Annotated in this window: 14 protein-coding genes; 3 read left to right on the top strand and 11 right to left on the bottom strand. The window is 62.2% G+C overall.

From position 1 onward, the window contains the following. Nucleotides 1-7: 7 nt before the first annotated feature. Together N0P34_RS17975 and N0P34_RS17980 are read right to left on the bottom strand one after the other, a co-directional pair. Nucleotides 8-1,048 (bottom strand): iron ABC transporter permease, encoded by a 1,041-nt coding sequence (locus tag N0P34_RS17975; protein ID WP_275604586.1) that lies wholly within the window; start codon nt 1,046-1,048, stop codon nt 8-10. Beyond that, the gene (locus tag N0P34_RS17980; protein WP_275607020.1) at nt 1,045-1,998 is read right to left on the bottom strand and encodes an iron-siderophore ABC transporter substrate-binding protein; all 954 of its coding nucleotides are present in this window, start codon (nt 1,996-1,998) and stop codon (nt 1,045-1,047) included. The genes N0P34_RS17975 and N0P34_RS17980 overlap by 4 nt, the downstream gene beginning before the upstream one ends. 252 nt (nt 1,999-2,250) lie before the next feature. Between N0P34_RS17980 and N0P34_RS17985 the strand changes: the two genes are divergently transcribed. Further along, a complete protein-coding gene (locus tag N0P34_RS17985) occupies nt 2,251-4,344 on the top strand; it encodes a TonB-dependent siderophore receptor (protein ID WP_275604587.1) in 2,094 nt (697 codons plus the stop codon). 40 nt (nt 4,345-4,384) lie between these two features. Here N0P34_RS17985 and N0P34_RS17990 read toward each other — a convergent pair whose 3' ends face one another. The 9 genes from N0P34_RS17990 to N0P34_RS18030 all read right to left on the bottom strand — a co-directional run bounded on the left by N0P34_RS17990 (nt 4,385) and on the right by N0P34_RS18030 (nt 14,206). Further along, a complete protein-coding gene (locus N0P34_RS17990; protein ID WP_275607021.1) occupies nt 4,385-5,254 on the bottom strand; it encodes an AraC family transcriptional regulator in 870 nt (289 codons plus the stop codon). Nucleotides 5,255-5,511: 257 nt separating this feature from the next. Beyond that, on the bottom strand, nt 5,512-6,255 hold the full coding sequence (locus N0P34_RS17995) for an ATP-binding cassette domain-containing protein (protein ID WP_275604588.1): 744 nt from the start codon (nt 6,253-6,255) through the stop codon (nt 5,512-5,514). A 9-nt stretch (nt 6,256-6,264) separates the two neighbouring features. Next, nucleotides 6,265-7,464 (bottom strand): alanine racemase, encoded by a 1,200-nt coding sequence (locus tag N0P34_RS18000; RefSeq protein ID WP_275604589.1) that lies wholly within the window; start codon nt 7,462-7,464, stop codon nt 6,265-6,267. A 12-nt stretch (nt 7,465-7,476) separates the two neighbouring features. Next, the gene (locus N0P34_RS18005) at nt 7,477-8,460 is read right to left on the bottom strand and encodes an ABC transporter permease (RefSeq protein ID WP_275604590.1); all 984 of its coding nucleotides are present in this window, start codon (nt 8,458-8,460) and stop codon (nt 7,477-7,479) included. Between the two features lie 60 nt (nt 8,461-8,520). Continuing rightward, nucleotides 8,521-9,579 carry a substrate-binding domain-containing protein gene (locus N0P34_RS18010; protein WP_275604591.1) on the bottom strand — a complete coding sequence of 353 codons (1,059 nt, stop codon included), beginning with the start codon at nt 9,577-9,579 and terminating at the stop codon, nt 8,521-8,523. Nucleotides 9,580-9,613: 34 nt separating this feature from the next. After that, on the bottom strand, nt 9,614-10,666 hold the full coding sequence (locus tag N0P34_RS18015; protein ID WP_275604592.1) for a substrate-binding domain-containing protein: 1,053 nt from the start codon (nt 10,664-10,666) through the stop codon (nt 9,614-9,616). A gap of 22 nt (nt 10,667-10,688) precedes the next feature. Beyond that, nucleotides 10,689-11,942, bottom strand: a complete 1,254-nt coding sequence (locus N0P34_RS18020; protein ID WP_275604593.1) for a M20/M25/M40 family metallo-hydrolase — start codon at nt 11,940-11,942, stop codon at nt 10,689-10,691. Continuing rightward, a complete protein-coding gene (locus N0P34_RS18025) occupies nt 11,939-13,156 on the bottom strand; it encodes an ROK family transcriptional regulator (protein ID WP_275604594.1) in 1,218 nt (405 codons plus the stop codon). Before N0P34_RS18025 ends, N0P34_RS18020 begins: the two co-directional genes overlap by 4 nt. 285 nt (nt 13,157-13,441) lie before the next feature. Next, entirely contained in the window at nt 13,442-14,206 is a 765-nt protein-coding gene (locus N0P34_RS18030) for an IclR family transcriptional regulator (protein ID WP_275604595.1), read from the bottom strand. 140 nt (nt 14,207-14,346) lie between these two features. Between N0P34_RS18030 and N0P34_RS18035 the strand changes: the two genes are divergently transcribed. Together N0P34_RS18035 and N0P34_RS18040 are read left to right on the top strand one after the other, a co-directional pair. After that, a complete protein-coding gene (locus N0P34_RS18035) occupies nt 14,347-15,345 on the top strand; it encodes an ABC transporter substrate-binding protein (RefSeq protein ID WP_275604596.1) in 999 nt (332 codons plus the stop codon). Nucleotides 15,346-15,381: 36 nt separating this feature from the next. Further along, nucleotides 15,382-16,152: an ABC transporter ATP-binding protein gene (locus tag N0P34_RS18040; RefSeq protein WP_275604597.1), complete on the top strand. Its 771-nt coding sequence runs from the start codon at nt 15,382-15,384 to the stop codon at nt 16,150-16,152. Nucleotide 16,153: the final 1 nt, after the last annotated feature.

Below are 16,153 nucleotides of genomic sequence, written 5' to 3' on the forward strand. Positions count from 1 at the left end.
GAGACGCTCATAGCTCGCGAATCCGTTGATGGCGGACGATCCAGATGAAGAATGGCGCGCCGATGAATGCGGTAACGACGCCGACCTGCAGTTCGGCCGGCTTGGCAATGATGCGCCCAGCGATGTCGGCGATCAGCAAGAGCGCGGCCCCGGCAAGGCTGGAGAGGGGCAGCAGCCAGCGATGATCAACGCCGACCAGCAGGCGGCACAAGTGTGGGACGATCAGGCCGACAAAGCCGATGGGTCCGCAGGCAGCCGTGGCCGCGCCGCACAGCAGGATTGCCCCGATTGCGGCGGTGAGGCGCGCAAGCATGACCCGCTCGCCGAGGCCGGCCGCCAGTTCATCCCCGAGCGCCAGGGAATTGAGCTTCTTGGCAGAGGCGAAACTGATGAGCAGCCCAAACAGGATGAAGGGCAGGATCGGCAGGATGCGGTCGAACGAGGCGCCACCCACGCCACCGATCTGCCAGGACCGGATGCCGCCGGCAATGTCGTTGCGCGGCAGGACAATCGCAATCACGAGGGATGAAAGGGCAATGGACGTCGCTGCGCCCGCCAGTGCAAGCTTGAGCGGGGTCGCGCCGCCCCGCCCCATCGAGCCGATCGTATAGACCATTGCCGCTGTACACCCCGCGCCGGCAATGGCCGCCCAGACATAGGCCTCGACCGAATAGATATTGAACCAGAAAACGCCGACCACCACGGCAAGCGAGGCTCCGGTATTGACCCCGAGTATGCCCGGATCGGCGAGCGGATTGCGGGTCACCCCCTGCATGACCGCGCCGGCAAGCCCGAGGGCCGCCCCGGCGATCAGCGCCAGAAGGGTGCGCGGCACGCGCATGGCGACGGCGGCCTCGCCAAAACTATCGGTGCGACCGAGCACGCCATGGATGATCTCATCGAGCGAAACATCGCGCGAACCGATGCTGACCGAGAGCATGCAGAACACGACAAGGAGGGCAATGAGCCCTCCCAGCATGATCGATTTCGTCGCTCTGCCGCCGCGTCCAGAAACCGATCCGGATGCGGTCGCTCCGCTGAGGCTCATTGGGATTTCTTTGCAGCCTCGGCGAGCTTGGCGACATAATCCTTGAGGACATAGGAGATCGCCAGCGGGGTCGGATTGGCGGCAGTGCCGAGCGGATCGCGTGCGAGGAGCACGATGGACTTGTTGGCTACGGCGGGCATCTTGGCCAGCAACGGGTTCTGCGAAACTGCCGCAAGCAATTGCTCGTCGCCATAGGTGACGATGATGTCGACATCCTCGAAGCGATCGATCTGTTCGACGCTCACCGAGCCGGAGAACTTCCCAGGCAAGGTGGCTTCGGCGACGCTGGCAGGGGTGGACAGGCCCAAATCTTCGAAGAACTTCACGCGCGTGTCGTTCGGCGTATAGAAGTTTATAGTCGCCAGATCCATTGCATTGAGATGGGTGGCGAACATGGCCGATTTGCCCTGTAGCTCAGGGTAGGCGGCGACGACCGCAGCGATCTCACCCTCGATTTCTGCAATCAGAGCATCGCCTTCGGCGGACATGCCAAGGCCGGCGCTATTGAGGCGGATCATGTCGCGCCAATCCGTGGACCAGGGGGCTTCGCTATAGGCGATGACGGGGGCAATCTGGCTCAGCGTGTCGTAGTCGGCCTGGCTGAGGCCTGAATAGGCCGCAAGGATCACATCGGGCTTGGTGGCGGCCACAGCTTCAAAGTCGATGCCGTCGCCCTCGTCGAAGAGGACCGGCACTTCTGCCCCCAGTTCAGCCAGTTTGGCCGAAACCCAAGGCAAGAGGCCGTCACCATCGTCATCGCCAAAGTTCGCGCTGGCAAACCCGACAGGCACGATGCCGAGTGCCAGCGGCACTTCATGGTTGGCCCAGGCGACCGTCGCGACGCGCTCCGGTTTCTCGGCGATGACAGTGGTCCCGAAGGCGTGTTCGATAGTGACCGGGAAAAGCGTCTCATCGGCAGAGGCGATGGAATAGCCAGCCGATGCAAGCAAGGCTACCGCGACAACGGCGGAACGTAGGGTTGAATACACGGCTCTATCTCCATGCGATAAAATCGGAGCTTGCCTCTCAGGTTTAAACAGTGCCGTCAACGATTGTGCGGCCGGCCAAGCGAACAGCACTGAAAAAACCCATGGAATCCTACAAAACCCGGGAAAAGTACAATACCGGAGTGCATCGCTCAAGTTAATGCGCAAGCCAGAGGCTGCGGACCTGCCGCGGCGCGTACCGGGTAAAATCAAGTTATGAACAATCGGTCAGATCGTCTGGGTCGCCTTGTGGCGGCGCTTCTTGGGGGCAGTGCGCTCATCGCCCTGGCGTCTCCCGCCATGGCCCAGTCCAATATCACCCTTCTCGACACGCTGGTGGTCGGGGGTGGACGCTCGGTCGACGATGACAGCAAGTCCATCGTGGCCCGGAGCACCAATGGAGCCGGCAAGCTTGCGACGTCCGTACTCGATACACCCGCATCGATCGCGGTCATTACGTCCAAGGAAATGCAGCGGCGCGGTGCGACCACCACCGAAGAGATGCTGCAGTACACCGCTGGCACCACCACGGACTTCTACGGCACCGACGACCGCAATGATTTCGTGAAGGTGCGCGGCTTCGACGTCGGCGTCATCCGCGATGGCGCTGCCGGCGGCACAGGTGTCCGCGAGGAAATGTATGCCTTCGAGCGCGCCGAAGTGCTCAAGGGCGCAAACTCTTCCGCATTTGGCTCATCCGACCCCGGTGGCTCCATCAACTATGTGACCAAGCGTCCCAAATCCGAAAAGTTCGGCGAAGTCTACGTTACCGGCGGCACATTCAACCATGCCCAGGTCGGCTTCGACTTCGGGGACAATCTGACCGAAGACGACACCCTGTCCTATCGCCTTGTCGGCAAGTTCCAGCAGGCGAACAAGGAATATGACTACGCCCGCGACCATGAGCGGTTCATCCTCGGTGGCGTCACCTGGCGGCCGACGGATGCGACAGAGCTGACCGTCATCTATGACTATCTCAACCGCGACGGCGTACCGGGCAGCGGCGGACATCCGGTGGGCACCGATCTGCCGCGCAATCTCTTCCTCGGCGAACCCGACTTCAACTACCGCAACGTCAGCCGCCACACGCTGAGCGTCCTCTTCGACCATGATTTCGGGACCGGCCTGAGCTTTGGCGCCAACGCGCGGTACACAAACTCGACCAGCGATTTCGGCTATGCCTATATCGCGCGAACGGCCCCGGGCGGCGGCACGATCGCCGAGCGCGACTTCTTCGCGAATGAGGCTTCCAAAGAGAATTTCGTCGTGGATGGCCGTCTGCAGTATGAGACGAGCTGGGAGATGGTCGACAGCCGCACGCTCGTCGGCGCGCAGTACAATACCGACACGTCCTCATCGCGGACGGTATCGGGCAAGGCACCGAACATCGATTGGTCAAATCCGATCTATTCCGGCGCACCGACGACCCCTCTGGCCCTGTCCACGCGTGGCGTGCCCGACGCGACCAACACCAACAAGGTGACCGCGCTCTATGTCGAGCAGGACCTGACCTTCTTCGATCGGGTCATCCTGTCGGGCGGTATTCGCAGCGACTGGATGGATCTTAACCAGCGCAACAACGTCACAGGCGCCGTCACCTCGGCCACGCCGACCGAGATCACAAAGCGCGCCGCGCTGACCTTCAAGGCGACCGAGGAGATTTCGGCCTATCTCAGCTACGCAGAATCGGCGGTGCCGGCGGGAACCGGTGTCGAGCCGGAACGCGGCAACCAGTGGGAAGTGGGCGTGAAGTATCAGCCCGAGGCCTTCCCGGCCTTGTTCACGGCCTCCATTTTCGAGCTGACCAAGGACAACATGACCAAGCGCAATCCTGCGACCCTGCTGCAGGAAACGATTGGCGAAGTGAAGGTGCGCGGTATCGAGCTCGAAGCCCGCGCCGAGGTGCTCGAAAACCTCAGCATCACGGCTTCCTACGCCTATATGATGTCTGAGATCGTCGAGAACGGTGTGCTGGCCAACAAGGGCAACCAGCTCTCCTTCGTGCCGAACCACTCCGCTTCGCTGTGGCTTGATTATGCCGTGCCGAGCGTGGGGAGCATGGGCGATCTGACCGTCGGGGTTGGCGCCCGTTACGCAGGTGGGCATTACCTCAACGACGCCAACACCCAGAGCGCGCCCGCGAGCATCGAGTTCGACGCCGCGCTCACTTACGAGCTCCAGGAGAACACCACGCTCGAGCTGAATGTGAAGAATATCTTCGACGAAAAGCACGTCGCCTATGGTGGGTTTGGCGCGGACTTCTACAATCCGGGCCGCTCCATCACGGCCACCCTGCGCAAGAGCTGGTAATCCAAAGACTCCCGCAAACCCTGGTTTGCGGGAGTCTTTCTCACTCTCCGGTGTGAGCCTTTCGCCACTGCGCCGGCGTATTGCCATCGATCTTGCGAAAAGCGCGCGTGAGGTGCGCCTGATCGGTGAAACTCAGCCGTGCCGCGATATCGGCGATGCTCAGCCGCCCTTCCAGCAAAAGCTCCTTGGCCTGGTTGATGCGGTGCTCGATCAACCAGTGGGCCGGCGTCTTGCCGGTGGTCTGCTTGAAGGCGGACCCGAACCAGCTCTCCGACAATCCCAGCACTTCGGCCATCTCGGCGACCGAAATCCGCGCATTGCCGCGCTGTCCCACCACTGCGACCAGTTTTTTCATCTGGCCCTGCGTCAGGCGCCCCCGATCACGCGCCGGCGCCTCGACATCGAGATCCAAAAACCCAGTCAGGATGCTTCCCACCAGGTTTTCGGCGAAGAGCGGATGCTTTGCGGGGTGATCGATCTCGTCGACCAACATCCGAACCAGCGTATCGATCGCACCCAGCTCCTGGGCCTCGACAGGCTTTTTCAGGACCGCCTGCGCCGCCGAGCGGCCAAGCGCGGGCGTGATAAACTTCAACAGCCTGTCCATATGCAAATGCAGGTTCAGATGCCTGAATTTGTGGGATTGGTGGCTGCTGGTCCACATCGGCATGCCCGCGGGAACATAGGTCGCCCGCGCCATTGGCGTGTCCGGCCGCTTCTCGAAGTCATATTTGTGGGTGATCCGGGCCGATACGTCCTCGAAAAAGACGATCAGGCGCGGATCCTCGGCGAGATAATAGCCCGACGCCCCTCGCTCGCTTTCCGCTTCCCAGAAGGCGCCCATAATGCCGTCATATTGACGCCATTTGACCGGCGCGGTCACCTGGATGCCCTCGGTTCGCCAGATCATTTGCGGAAAAAACACCGGCCGGATCCCTTTCGATCGCGGGAAAATGCACATATATGATCGTCGTTATCATATAAAAACGCATTGATCGATCACCCGCTTGGCGATGGGCGTTGTCGATAGCTCCAGGCGATGCGATCGCCGATGATTGCGCCCGGCTCCGGCGGGCCTCACGGTGTTCCAGTTGGCGGTGTGGCTGAAAGGATGAGCAAGGCCCGCAACCAGAGGTGCGGGCCTTTCCAAAATGGACCAGGGGCGGGCTAGACGCCGGTGATCATCGAGACGATTTCGTTCTTGTCGGTCTCGGCGGTGGTGCGCACGCCGATCTGCTTGCCGCGGCGGAGGACGCAGACCCGGTCGGAGAGACGGAACACCTGATCGAGGCTGTGGCTGATGATCAGGACGCCGATATTGCGCTGCTTGAGGGCGGCGACGGTGGCTTCCACGCGTGCGGTTTCGGCGACGCCGAGCGCAGCCGTGGGTTCATCCAGCAGGATCAGCTTGCGCGCCCAATTGCTGGCGCGGGCAATGGCGATGCCCTGACGCTGGCCACCAGAAAGATCGCGGATGGTTGCGTGGGCGGAGGGAATGCGCACGTCCAGTTCTTTGACGAGCCGCTCGGTCTCGTCGATCATCGCCTTGCGATCGAGAAGCTTCAGCGGCCCCTTGGTCAGCTCGCGCCCCAGGAACAAATTCATGTAGACGGGCTGCTGATTGGCCAGCGCCAGATCCTGATAGACCACTTCGATGCCCAGCTCGCGCGCCTTGGTGGCATTGGACATGGAGACCGGTTCGCCATCGAGCCTGATCGTGCCCGAGGTCGGCGCGTAGACGCCCGAGATGATCTTGATCAGCGTCGATTTGCCGGCGCCGTTATCGCCCACCAGGGCGACGATTTCGCCGGGGCGCACATCGAGCGAGAAGTTCTCGATGGCGACGACACCGCCGAAGGCCTTGTGGATATTGCTCAGCTCCAGAACGGGAGCGACAGCGTTCTCAACCATAGACGCCTCCTAGACCGGCCATTGCGCGGGCGCGCCATGGGAATGTTCGATACTTTCAACGACCGGCTTGCCGGTGCTGATGCCGGAAACGCCCACTGTATAGGCGCGGGTGACAAAGGCCTGGCCACGGAAGCCGAAGACCGCCGTGTCGCCCGGAGCCGGACGGCGGGCGCTCTCGGCGTCGATCATGGCATAATAATCAATGGCCGATGGCGGGGGAATTTCCACCTCGAGCAGCGCATCGGCGGATGTGGTCGGCTCGGGCGAAACCAGCGCCTTGACCGCATAGTCGGGGAAGATCGGGTCGATATAAAAACCGCCACCGAAGCAATAGGCCTTGCCGCCCGAGAGGTGGGAAACCTCGGTGAGGTAGAGCACGGCCGGCAATTCGGGCAGGTCTTCCATGACGTGGAGCGCCGTCGTGCCATGGAGGCCATTGCCCGGCTCGCACTGGGTGGCGCCGGCCTCGCGCAGGGCGGCGAGCAACACAGAGGAGGTCGTGCCCGGGGCATTGATTTCGATATCGGTGCGACCGGCCTTGCGGAGCGCTTCGGCAGTACGGGTCAGGGTGGCGAGGTTCGGCGTGGGCTTTACCTTCCGGCTTTCATGATCAAAGAGCAGCGCCGGGAAAGTGGTGATGCCGGCAAAGCGGCCGCCTTCGAGAGCATCGAACATCTCGGCCACGGCAACGATGTCGTCGGCGTCAAAGCCGCCTTCGTGGCCGCGATAGAAGATGTCGCCTTCGGCCTTGATGCGGGCGAGTAGGCTCTGGACATAACCGGCCTTGTGGGCGGCAGAGGCGGCTTCGCCGGCCTTTTCGGCGTTGAAGACGGTCCAGTAATCGGGGCGGAAGGTGCGCGCTGCGGCATCCGCCTCGAAGCGGGCGATTTGCTGGAGGTGGCCGAGGTGACCAATCGGCATGCCGGCGGCATGGGTGGCGCGGGCACAGGCCATGTCGACGGCGACAGATTTTTCGATCCCGCCGCGCTGCACGGCAGCACAGAAGCTCGAATTACGGCCGACCTGCTTGGTCATGGCGAAGATTTTCAGATCGTTGCGATCGGCCTCGGCCTTGAGAATGCGGGCATTGGCCTCGACCGTGTCGAGATCGAGCACGTAGGAATTGGCCGGGATCTGGCCGGACTGGTGCAAGGCCATGGCCGCTTCGATAAAGCGCGGATTGCGGCGGCGAAGAACGTCAAGAAACATGGTTGAAACTCCTCAGCGCGCTTTTTCGCGCAGCGACACGGCCACGGCCGCGAGAATGATGAGGCCCCGCACGATCATCTGATCGGAAACGGAGAGGCCCATGAGGATGAGGCCATTGTTGAGCATGCCCATCATGAGGGCGCCGACGAGCGCGCCGATGACAGAGCCCTTGCCGCCATTGAGCAGCGTGCCACCCACGATCACCGCCGCGATGACGGTCATGAGGTCGGTTTCGCCAAGTGTATATTTGGCGGCCTGGAGACGGCCGGAATAGAGCAGGCCCGCAAGCCCCGCGAGCGCGCCGCTGATCATGAAGATCATGACCTTGATATTGGGCACCTTGATGCCGCTGACGAGCGATGCGCCAGCATTGTCACCGGTGGCGAGCACATGGGCGCCAAAGCGGGTTTCGCGATAGATCATGTGGCCGAGGGCGACGGCGACGATGACCCAGATGACCAGCGAGGGGATGCCGAACAGCGAGCCCGAGCCAAAGATGCCGGTAAAGAGCGGATCGGTCACCGGAATGGAGCGCAGATTGGTCAGCGACCGCGCGACGCCCGAGAGCAGACCCATCGTGGCCAGCGTCACGAGGAAGGACGGCAGTCGAACCCATGCGACCAGGACGCCATTGATAAAACCGATCAAAAGCCCGGCGCCAATGCCGGCGGCGATGCCGACGGGCAAGGCGGCTTCGGGCAGGGCCGCCATGGCCATGGCGGCGCAGAGTGCAGAGACGGCGACGATCGAGCCGAAGGATAGGTCGATTTCCCCGGCCGAGAGCACAAACACGAGGCCGATTGCCATGATGATGGAGGGCGCGGTCTGCAGGACGATATTGACCAGATTGCGCTGGGTCAGGAAGCCGGAATCCCGCAGGACCACGGCAAAGAACAGGAAGATGGCGAGGAAGCCGACATACACCACATATTGCTGCAGATTGATCCGCGACAGCAGGCTTCGCTTGGCGCCGTCAGCGGCTGTTGAACTGGACATGACGATTTCCCCGAATGGCAATGGTGACCGGGCGCCAGCGAGCGCCCGGCCAGGATTTGCTTACTTGGCCCGCAGGAGCGATGCCGGCGGATCCTGATGCAGCGACTGCTGCCAGCCTGCCTCGATATTGTCGGCAGTGACGATCAGTGCATCGACGACGAGGAAGGGATCGACGGCTTCGCCGAGCAGGGCAGCGGCACCGGCACGGGCGGCATAAACGCCGATATTATAGGCTTCGTCGGCGATCAGGACGGCGGTATTGCCACCATTGATCATGTCGAGGGCCACAGGCTCGTTGAGGTCGATGGTGATGATCTTGACGTCATCGAGACCCTGCTGGCGCAGCACCGACAGCACGGCATCGGCAGGCTCCGCCCACGGCACGTAGAGCGCGTCGAGGTCAGGGTTCTGCAGCAGCATGGCGCTGGCGATGTCATCGATACGGGCCGGGTCGGCCATGCCGGCTTCCGCGACGATCTCGATGCCGGTGTACTGGTTCTCGATGTTCCACTTGAAAGTGGCGTCGCGCAGATTGGTCACGTGGAAATCGGCGTCGTGGAAGATGTAGCCGATCTTGCCCTGGCCGCCGATGGCCGCGTTCATGGCCTCGGCGGTCTTGTTGCCGATGCCGACGAGGTCAGCCGAAACCGTGGTCACATAGTCGGTGCCATGGACAAAGCCTTCGGCGGCGTTGTCGACGAAGACGAGCTTGGCTCCGCCTTCGACCGCTGCGGCATAGGTGCTGGCGCCCGCTGCCGGATCGACCGGCAGCGAGATCAGGATGGATGGATTGAGAGCCATGACGGTTTCGACATTGGACTGCTGAACAGCCGAGTCGAAGCCTGCAGTGGTTTCGGCCACGACCGCGATGCCAAGACGTTCGAATTCGTCCTTTGCACCCTGGGCGACGGCGCTCGACCAGTCGTAAAGCTCGTGCCAGGCAAAGGCAGCGGTGTAATTGCCGTCCTTGAGCTGGGCGATCTGCGCATCCGAAAGCTGAAGCTCAGCCACGGGGGTTGCAGGTTCGCCGTTAGGGCCGACCGTAACCGGCGCCTGGGCATGGGCAATGGACGCCGACAAAACGGCAATCGCAGACCCCAAGAGCATAGCAAGTTTCATTATGGCTCTCCTCCAAAATGGATAGATAGAAAAGTTACTTCGCGTTCAAAACGGACGCGGGAGCATCCCGGTGCAGGGACTGCTGCCAGCCTTCCGCAACGTTGTCGGCGGTGACGGTCAGGGCCGGTGCGACGACAAAGGCGGGGACTTCTTCACCAAGCAGGCCCTTGATACCGGCAGCTGCCATGGCGCGACCGAGTTCGTAGGCTTCGTCAGCGACGAGGCCGACAACATTGCCACCGCGGACCATGTCGAGGGCAACGGGTTCGGAAAGATCGAGGGTGACGATCTTGGTGTCGGTATTGCCAGCGGAACGCAGGGCCGCGAGCACGCCGTCAGCCGGTTCGGCCCAGGTGACGTAGATGCCGTCGAGGTCGGGGTTCTGCAGCAGCATGGCGCTGGCGATTTCTTCGGCGCGGGCCGGATCGGCAATGCCCTGTTCGGCCACGATCTCGATGTTCGGATAGTCCGAACCGATCACGGTCTTGAAAGCGTTGTCGCGCTGGTTGGTGACGTAATAATCGGCGTCGTGGAAAATCCAGCCGACCTTGCCTTCGCCGCCAATGGCATTGGCCAGGGTGTCCGCGGCCTGCTTGCCCATCTGGAACAGGTCGTCGGTGACGATGGCGGTGTAGTCGGCGCCGTGGGTGTAGCCGGCGGGGACGTTGGAGAGGAAGACCAGCTCGACGCCATCGGTGACGGCCTGGCGGAAGGCTTCAGCCGAGGTGACCGGGTCGACCGGCAGCGACAGGATTACGTTCGGGCCGGCGGCCAGTGCGGTTTCGATGTCGGAGCGCTGCTTGGCGGCGTCAAAGCCGGCATCGGTGGTCACGACCACTTCGACGCCTGCGCGGGAGAATTCATCCTCGGCGCCAGCGGTGACGGCATTGATGAAATCGGACGAGGTGTGCCAGAGGAGAGCAGCCTTGTAGCCCTTGCCCTGGACGGCAGCGATGTCGTCGTCGCTGAGGACGACGTCGGCGCTAAGCGAAGCCGCTTCGCCGTTGGGGCCAACAGTCTGTGCGAATGCGACGCTGGTCAGCATGCCCGCTGCCAGAAGTGCAGTTCCGATAGCCTGAATACGCATTTTCTCTTTCCCTTGTTAACGCCTATTCTTTCGCGACGCCGCAGAAGCGGGTCATGAAATCTGCAAAGGCCACGACACCATTGAGGTATTCTTCGACGCTGACGCGCTCTTCAAACGTGTGGCAGTTGCGGATGTCGCCCGGCGCGCAATAGACCGCCGGAATGTTCAATTGGCCGTTGAAGAACGGCCCTTCGGACCAGAAGGGCGCCCCCTCGACGACGCCGCGCCCGGGCATGGCCTCGGCCACGGCAGCGCAGAGGGCCTCGACGGCCGGCAACGTCCGATCGACCTCGGCGGCAGTGCCACCGACCCGGTGATCGCGCGCCGCCGAATAGGCGATGTCGATGGAAATAGCGGGGTCGTCCACCGCGCCGCGAATAGTCGCCTCAAGCTCGGCGGCGGCCGTATCCAGATTTTCGCCGGGCAACAGCTTGCGGATCAGCGAGAGCGTGCACTTTTCCGGCACGGCGATGAAGCCGCCGCCATTGAGCGTGGTGATCAGCAAAAATCCCTTGCCGAGCAGATCGTGCTCGGCGCGGCCGGCGATTTCGTCCGAATGTGCCCACAGCGCCGACATGATCTTGTGGCTGGCCTTGAGCGCATCATGGCCCAGCTCGGGCACGCCGAAATAGGCGGACTTGCCGGTGATCGTGATGTCGGCAATGAAAAAGCCCATCTGGGCCGTGTAGACGGAAAGGCGCGTCGGCTCGGTATAGATGACGAAATCGGGCCGCGGCAGCTCGCCTTTGGCGATGCGGGCGACATGGGCCTTCACCCCGGCGGAAATACCGCTGCCGGGCTGACCGGATTCCTCGTCGCCGACAAAGGCGAAATCGACATCCCCACCGAGCGAAATGCCGGCCTCCTGCAATAGGGACATGGCCGAAAGGCTGGCGCAGATGCCGGCCTTGAGGTCCCCTGCCCCGCGACCCCAGATTTCGCCATCGATGATCGGCGCGCCAAAGGGGTTTTCCCGGATATCGCCGGCCCAGTGTTCGGACCAGCCCTCGACATGGACCGTATCGGTGTGACCGACAAACAGCAGGCGTGGGCCATTGCCCTTGCCCCGCAGGGTGCCGCAGACATTGGTGCGGCCGGGCTCGAATTCGGTGACGGAAACATCGCTGAGCCCGCGCCTGGTCATCTGCTCGGCCAGATAGGCAACGAAGCCCGCTTCATTTCCAGTGATGCTCTGATGGCCGATGGCGCTGCGCAGCAGTTCCACGGCATCGTCACGATCGAGGTGGTTTCGCAGATCCTGGCTGGCTGAAGTCACCGAAGGGCCTCCCGCATATGCGCCGCATTGGCCGGCGGCAGTGAAATCCTGGATTCTGGGGCATCGGCCCCAAAGAGCGTATTGTGGAGATGGCTGAGGCCGAGCGCCGCCGCGCCGACCAGCGCCGCATGGGCACCCAATGCACCGGCCTCGACCGGGACCGGATAGGGAAAGCAGAGCGGCAGCACATCGCGCACGCGACTGACGAGTTCGGGGCGCTCGCCAATGGAGCCGCCGAGAATGACCTTGCCCGGATTGGTGAGCGAGGCGATGGCGGCAACGCCCTGAGCAAGCAGGCGCGCCGTCTCGTCGAGCACCTGGAGCGCCTCTGCGTCTGCGTCTGCGTCCGCAAGGCGACCAAAGATCGTGCGCACGGTTTCTTCCCGGCCGGTCAGGGTCTTGTAGCGCGCCACGATGCCGTGGGAGGCAACGACGCGCTCGAAGGCGCCCATGCGCAGCGATTCCGGCTCGTACGGATCGGCGCCAAAGGGCATGAAGCCGATTTCACCCGCGGCATTGGCCGCGCCGCGCACGAGCTGGCCATTGAGGATGAGCCCGGAGCCGACGCCGGTGCCGACAGCGATATAGGCGAGGTTTTCGATGCCCTGCCCGCTGCCGAGCCAGCTTTCGCCCAGAACGGCGAGATTGACGTCATTTTCGAGCATGACATCAAAGCCGAGCGCGGATTTGAGCGCCGCCGGAACGTCGATCTGGTCCAGGCCGGCGATATTTGGAGCGAGCAGAACGCGGCCGGTATCGTCCTGGGGGGCACCAGGAACACCAACAACCGCGAGGCGGATTTTTTCCATCGGCACGCCGCCCTTGAGGGCCAACTTCCGGGTCAATGCCGCGATCTGCTCGACCACCTCCCGCGCGTCTTCAGCGCGGGTTGGTTCGGTTTCTTCTGCGAGAATTCGTGTCGCCAAATCGCAAATGGCGACGCGCACCTTGGTGCCACCGAGGTCCACCGCCACGATGAAGGCGGCTTCGGGCACCAGTTCATAGGTGACGGCCGTGCGCCCGACATGGCCCGTCGTCCGTCCCGTTTCGACAACCCAGCCGCCCTCTTCGAGCTCGCGCATCACTTCGGAAATCGTCTGCTTGGACAGACCGGTCTGCTTGGCGATGGAGGCGCGGGAGATCGGCCCGTTCTGAAGCACGGCTTCCATAACGGCGCGAAGCGAGAACTGGCGTGCAATACGGGGCTGATTCACTGGACACCGGAGTTAGTTCGTAAACCAGACGAACTAAACATTTGCCGCTTCCGGAGTCAACTAAGCCCTTCGGCGCAAGGGACGTCGTGGCGTGCGCGGGCAAAATGCGGCGTGGGCACCCAAGGAAATGCCGAAAATCAGGGATTCTGGTCTGGTTCCGGCCGTCTCAGCGGCGCAGGCGACAGTGCCGCGTCGGCACCGCGGCACCGCCATCGGCGGGACTATTTCCTGGCATTTAGTCAATCGCACGCACCGCCGGACCTGGCCTGCTCGCGATCAGTCGCTTCAGACCAGCGACTTCATCCTGTTGGATATCTGTCTCGCCATTTCCCAGGCGGTATCGCGATAGTCGAGTGGCTCGAACCGAAAGGTGGGACCGGCAATGACAAGGCCGGCGATGGCGCGACGGTGCTGATTCTGGATCGGAACGGCTATGGCGCTGATCCCATCGACAGGAATATCCCGAACGATGGCGCAGCCCATTTTCTCGGCTTCCGCAACAGCTGCCTCGGTCGAAGCCAGATCCTCGGGGCTCAGGTTCAGTTCCTTTATTCTCAGGCTTCGCTCTGGCGCCGGCATGGTGGCAAGAAGCATTCTCCCGACGGCGGAGGAATGAAGCGGGAGCCGGCTCCCCAATTTGAGTTCGACACGCAGGATCGAGTCGGCCTCGACGCGCTGCAACAGAACGACACCATTGCCACTCAGCACACCGATGGACGACGTCTCTCGCACTTCATCAACCAGTTCCTGAAGCAGCGGGATCAGCGCCGGTCCTATGCCGATGTTCGCCGAGGCCACGACGCCCGCTTCCATCGTGCGAAGACCAAGCCGGTATCGAAGCGAATTCTCGTCCTGATCGAGGAACCCCCGCGCGAGCATGGTCGCCAGAAGCTGGTGCGCCGTACTCTTGGCTATCCCTACGTGTCGGGCGATCTCGGTCACTCCCAGCTCCTCGCCAGGGTGGTCGATCAGCATCTCGATGATCTGCAGAGCCCTGTCCACCGAGCCCACGGTGCGGCTCTCAGAAGCACCTGATTTACTCTCATTCATGCGACACCCCCCGGTGCGACGTTAGGTCTTTACAGTGCGACGCAACAGCTCTAAGTTAAATTGCGAACAACGTTCGTTATACACGAACATGTCATTCTGCTAGTTTGATTTCAAGAAAAAAACGCAGGGGAGGAGAGAATATGGGACTGCATTGGAAGAGAGGCGCGCTTGCTTTGGCGGCGATGGCCACGCTCGGCGTGACGAACAGTGTAGCCGCGAGTGAATTGGGCAAGGTGACGATGTCCGTCGTGCCCTCCACCAGTTCGGCGGTGCTCTATGTGGCACGCGACAACGGCTATTTTGACAAGCACGGCCTTGAGGTCGAGATCGTTGAATTCACCAGTGGCGCCGAAGCAGAGCGCGCCATGGTCGCCGGCGCGGTTGATATGGGCGGTGGCGGCGTCGGCAGCACGCTGATCATGGCAAATCGGGGAATTGAAGCGACCAATGTCGTGCTGTTCCAGGACAAGCCGATCTTTACGCTGGTGACCTCGAGCGCCTTCGATGTGCAGCCGGGCGATTTCCAGGCCCTTAAGGGCAAGAATATCGGCATCAGTTCGCCGGGCAGCCTCACCGACCTGTTCCTGCGCATTGCACTGCGCGACGCCGGTCTTGATCCCGATACCGATGTCACGATCGTCGCCACGGGTGGACTTGCGGCGCATCTGCCAGCCCTGCAGGCCGGTCGCGTCGATGCCCAGATGACCTGGGAGCCATCCACGGTGACCATTACCCATGAGAATGCCGGCAAGATTTTCATGGATCTGCGCACCGACGACGTGCCGGAAAACCTGCAGAACCTCCTGGGTAGCTCGCTGCAGGTGACCGATGACTGGCTCAACGCAAGTGATGAAAACCTCGCCAAGGCCAAGGCCGCAGCGCGTGCGATTGCAGAGGCCGGTCGCGACATCAAGGCTGATCCGGCCTTGATGGTCGGTACGCTCGAGAAGATTTTCCCGAACGTCACCGCAGAGCTTCTCACCGAGATCGCTGAAATCGAGGCCGCCGCATACAACCCGGTCATCACACAAGAAGCCATTGCGCACATGAACGATGTCTATGTCGAGGCGGGCCTGATCGCCCAGCCGGTGGCCTTCGAAGACCTGGTCGACCCGCGCCTTTCCGCGGAATGGGAATAGTCGGGTCTGTTTCGCGACGAGCTGGAAGATAGTGTGATGACGACAGAAGCCAAGCTTCGGGTCGAGGGAGTTTCCCTGGATTTCGGTAATGCCGAACGCAGCCTGCGTGTGCTCGAAAATGTAAATCTTGAACTCAGGCAGGGAGAGTTCTGCACCATTGTGGGGCCTTCCGGTTGCGGCAAGAGTACCCTTCTGAACGTCATCGCCGGTCTCACGCCCCCTACTGAAGGCGCCAGCTATCTGGATGGGCAGGTGATCGCGCCCGGCGATCCGAAGATTGGCTACATGTTCCAGAGCGACACGCTGCTGCCCTGGAATACCGCCCTCGAGAATGTGCGCCTGCCGCTCGAGGCGGTCGGTCGCAAGGACGATGGGCGCTGTCTTGACCTGCTGAAGCGCGTGGGTGTCGGCGGTTTCGCCGACGTCTACCCCTGGCAGCTCTCAGGCGGCATGAAAAAACGGGTCCAGCTGGCGCGACTGCTCGCCCAGGAACCGGAAGTTCTGCTCATGGACGAGCCGTTTGGTGCGCTGGACGCGCAAACCAAGCTGCTCATCCAGGAGGAACTCCTGCGGCTTTGGGAATCGACCAGGCTGACGGTTCTGTTTGTCACGCACGACCTGTCCGAAGCCATCTGCCTGTCGGACCGTGTCCTGCTCTTCAGCGCCCGTCCCGGACGGGTGAAGACGGAATACAGCGTTCCGCTCGAAAGACCGCGGAACATCGAAACGATCGTGCAGGATCGCCAGTACAACGAGTTGTTTGTTCAGCTTTGGCGCAGCCTCAAAGAAGAAATTCAGCTGTCGTGAA

Origin of the sequence: Devosia sp. FJ2-5-3 (assembly GCF_029201545.1) — a bacterium.
Classification (GTDB): domain Bacteria; phylum Pseudomonadota; class Alphaproteobacteria; order Rhizobiales; family Devosiaceae; genus Devosia.

Excerpts from the sequence above, each read along its gene's own strand:
- N0P34_RS17975 (WP_275604586.1), bottom strand. The coding sequence starts at position 1,048 with ATGAGCCTCAGCGGAGCGACCGCATCCGGATCGGTTTCTGGACGCGGC.
- N0P34_RS17985 (WP_275604587.1), top strand. The coding sequence starts at position 2,251 with ATGAACAATCGGTCAGATCGTCTGGGTCGCCTTGTGGCGGCGCTTCTT.
- N0P34_RS17990 (WP_275607021.1), bottom strand. The coding sequence starts at position 5,254 with ATGATCTGGCGAACCGAGGGCATCCAGGTGACCGCGCCGGTCAAATGG.
- N0P34_RS17995 (WP_275604588.1), bottom strand. The coding sequence starts at position 6,255 with ATGGTTGAGAACGCTGTCGCTCCCGTTCTGGAGCTGAGCAATATCCAC.
- N0P34_RS18000 (WP_275604589.1), bottom strand. The coding sequence starts at position 7,464 with ATGTTTCTTGACGTTCTTCGCCGCCGCAATCCGCGCTTTATCGAAGCG.
- N0P34_RS18005 (WP_275604590.1), bottom strand. The coding sequence starts at position 8,460 with ATGTCCAGTTCAACAGCCGCTGACGGCGCCAAGCGAAGCCTGCTGTCG.
- N0P34_RS18010 (WP_275604591.1), bottom strand. The coding sequence starts at position 9,579 with ATGAAACTTGCTATGCTCTTGGGGTCTGCGATTGCCGTTTTGTCGGCG.
- N0P34_RS18015 (WP_275604592.1), bottom strand. The coding sequence starts at position 10,666 with ATGCGTATTCAGGCTATCGGAACTGCACTTCTGGCAGCGGGCATGCTG.
- N0P34_RS18030 (WP_275604595.1), bottom strand. The coding sequence starts at position 14,206 with ATGAATGAGAGTAAATCAGGTGCTTCTGAGAGCCGCACCGTGGGCTCG.
- N0P34_RS18035 (WP_275604596.1), top strand. The coding sequence starts at position 14,347 with ATGGGACTGCATTGGAAGAGAGGCGCGCTTGCTTTGGCGGCGATGGCC.
- N0P34_RS18040 (WP_275604597.1), top strand. The coding sequence starts at position 15,382 with ATGACGACAGAAGCCAAGCTTCGGGTCGAGGGAGTTTCCCTGGATTTC.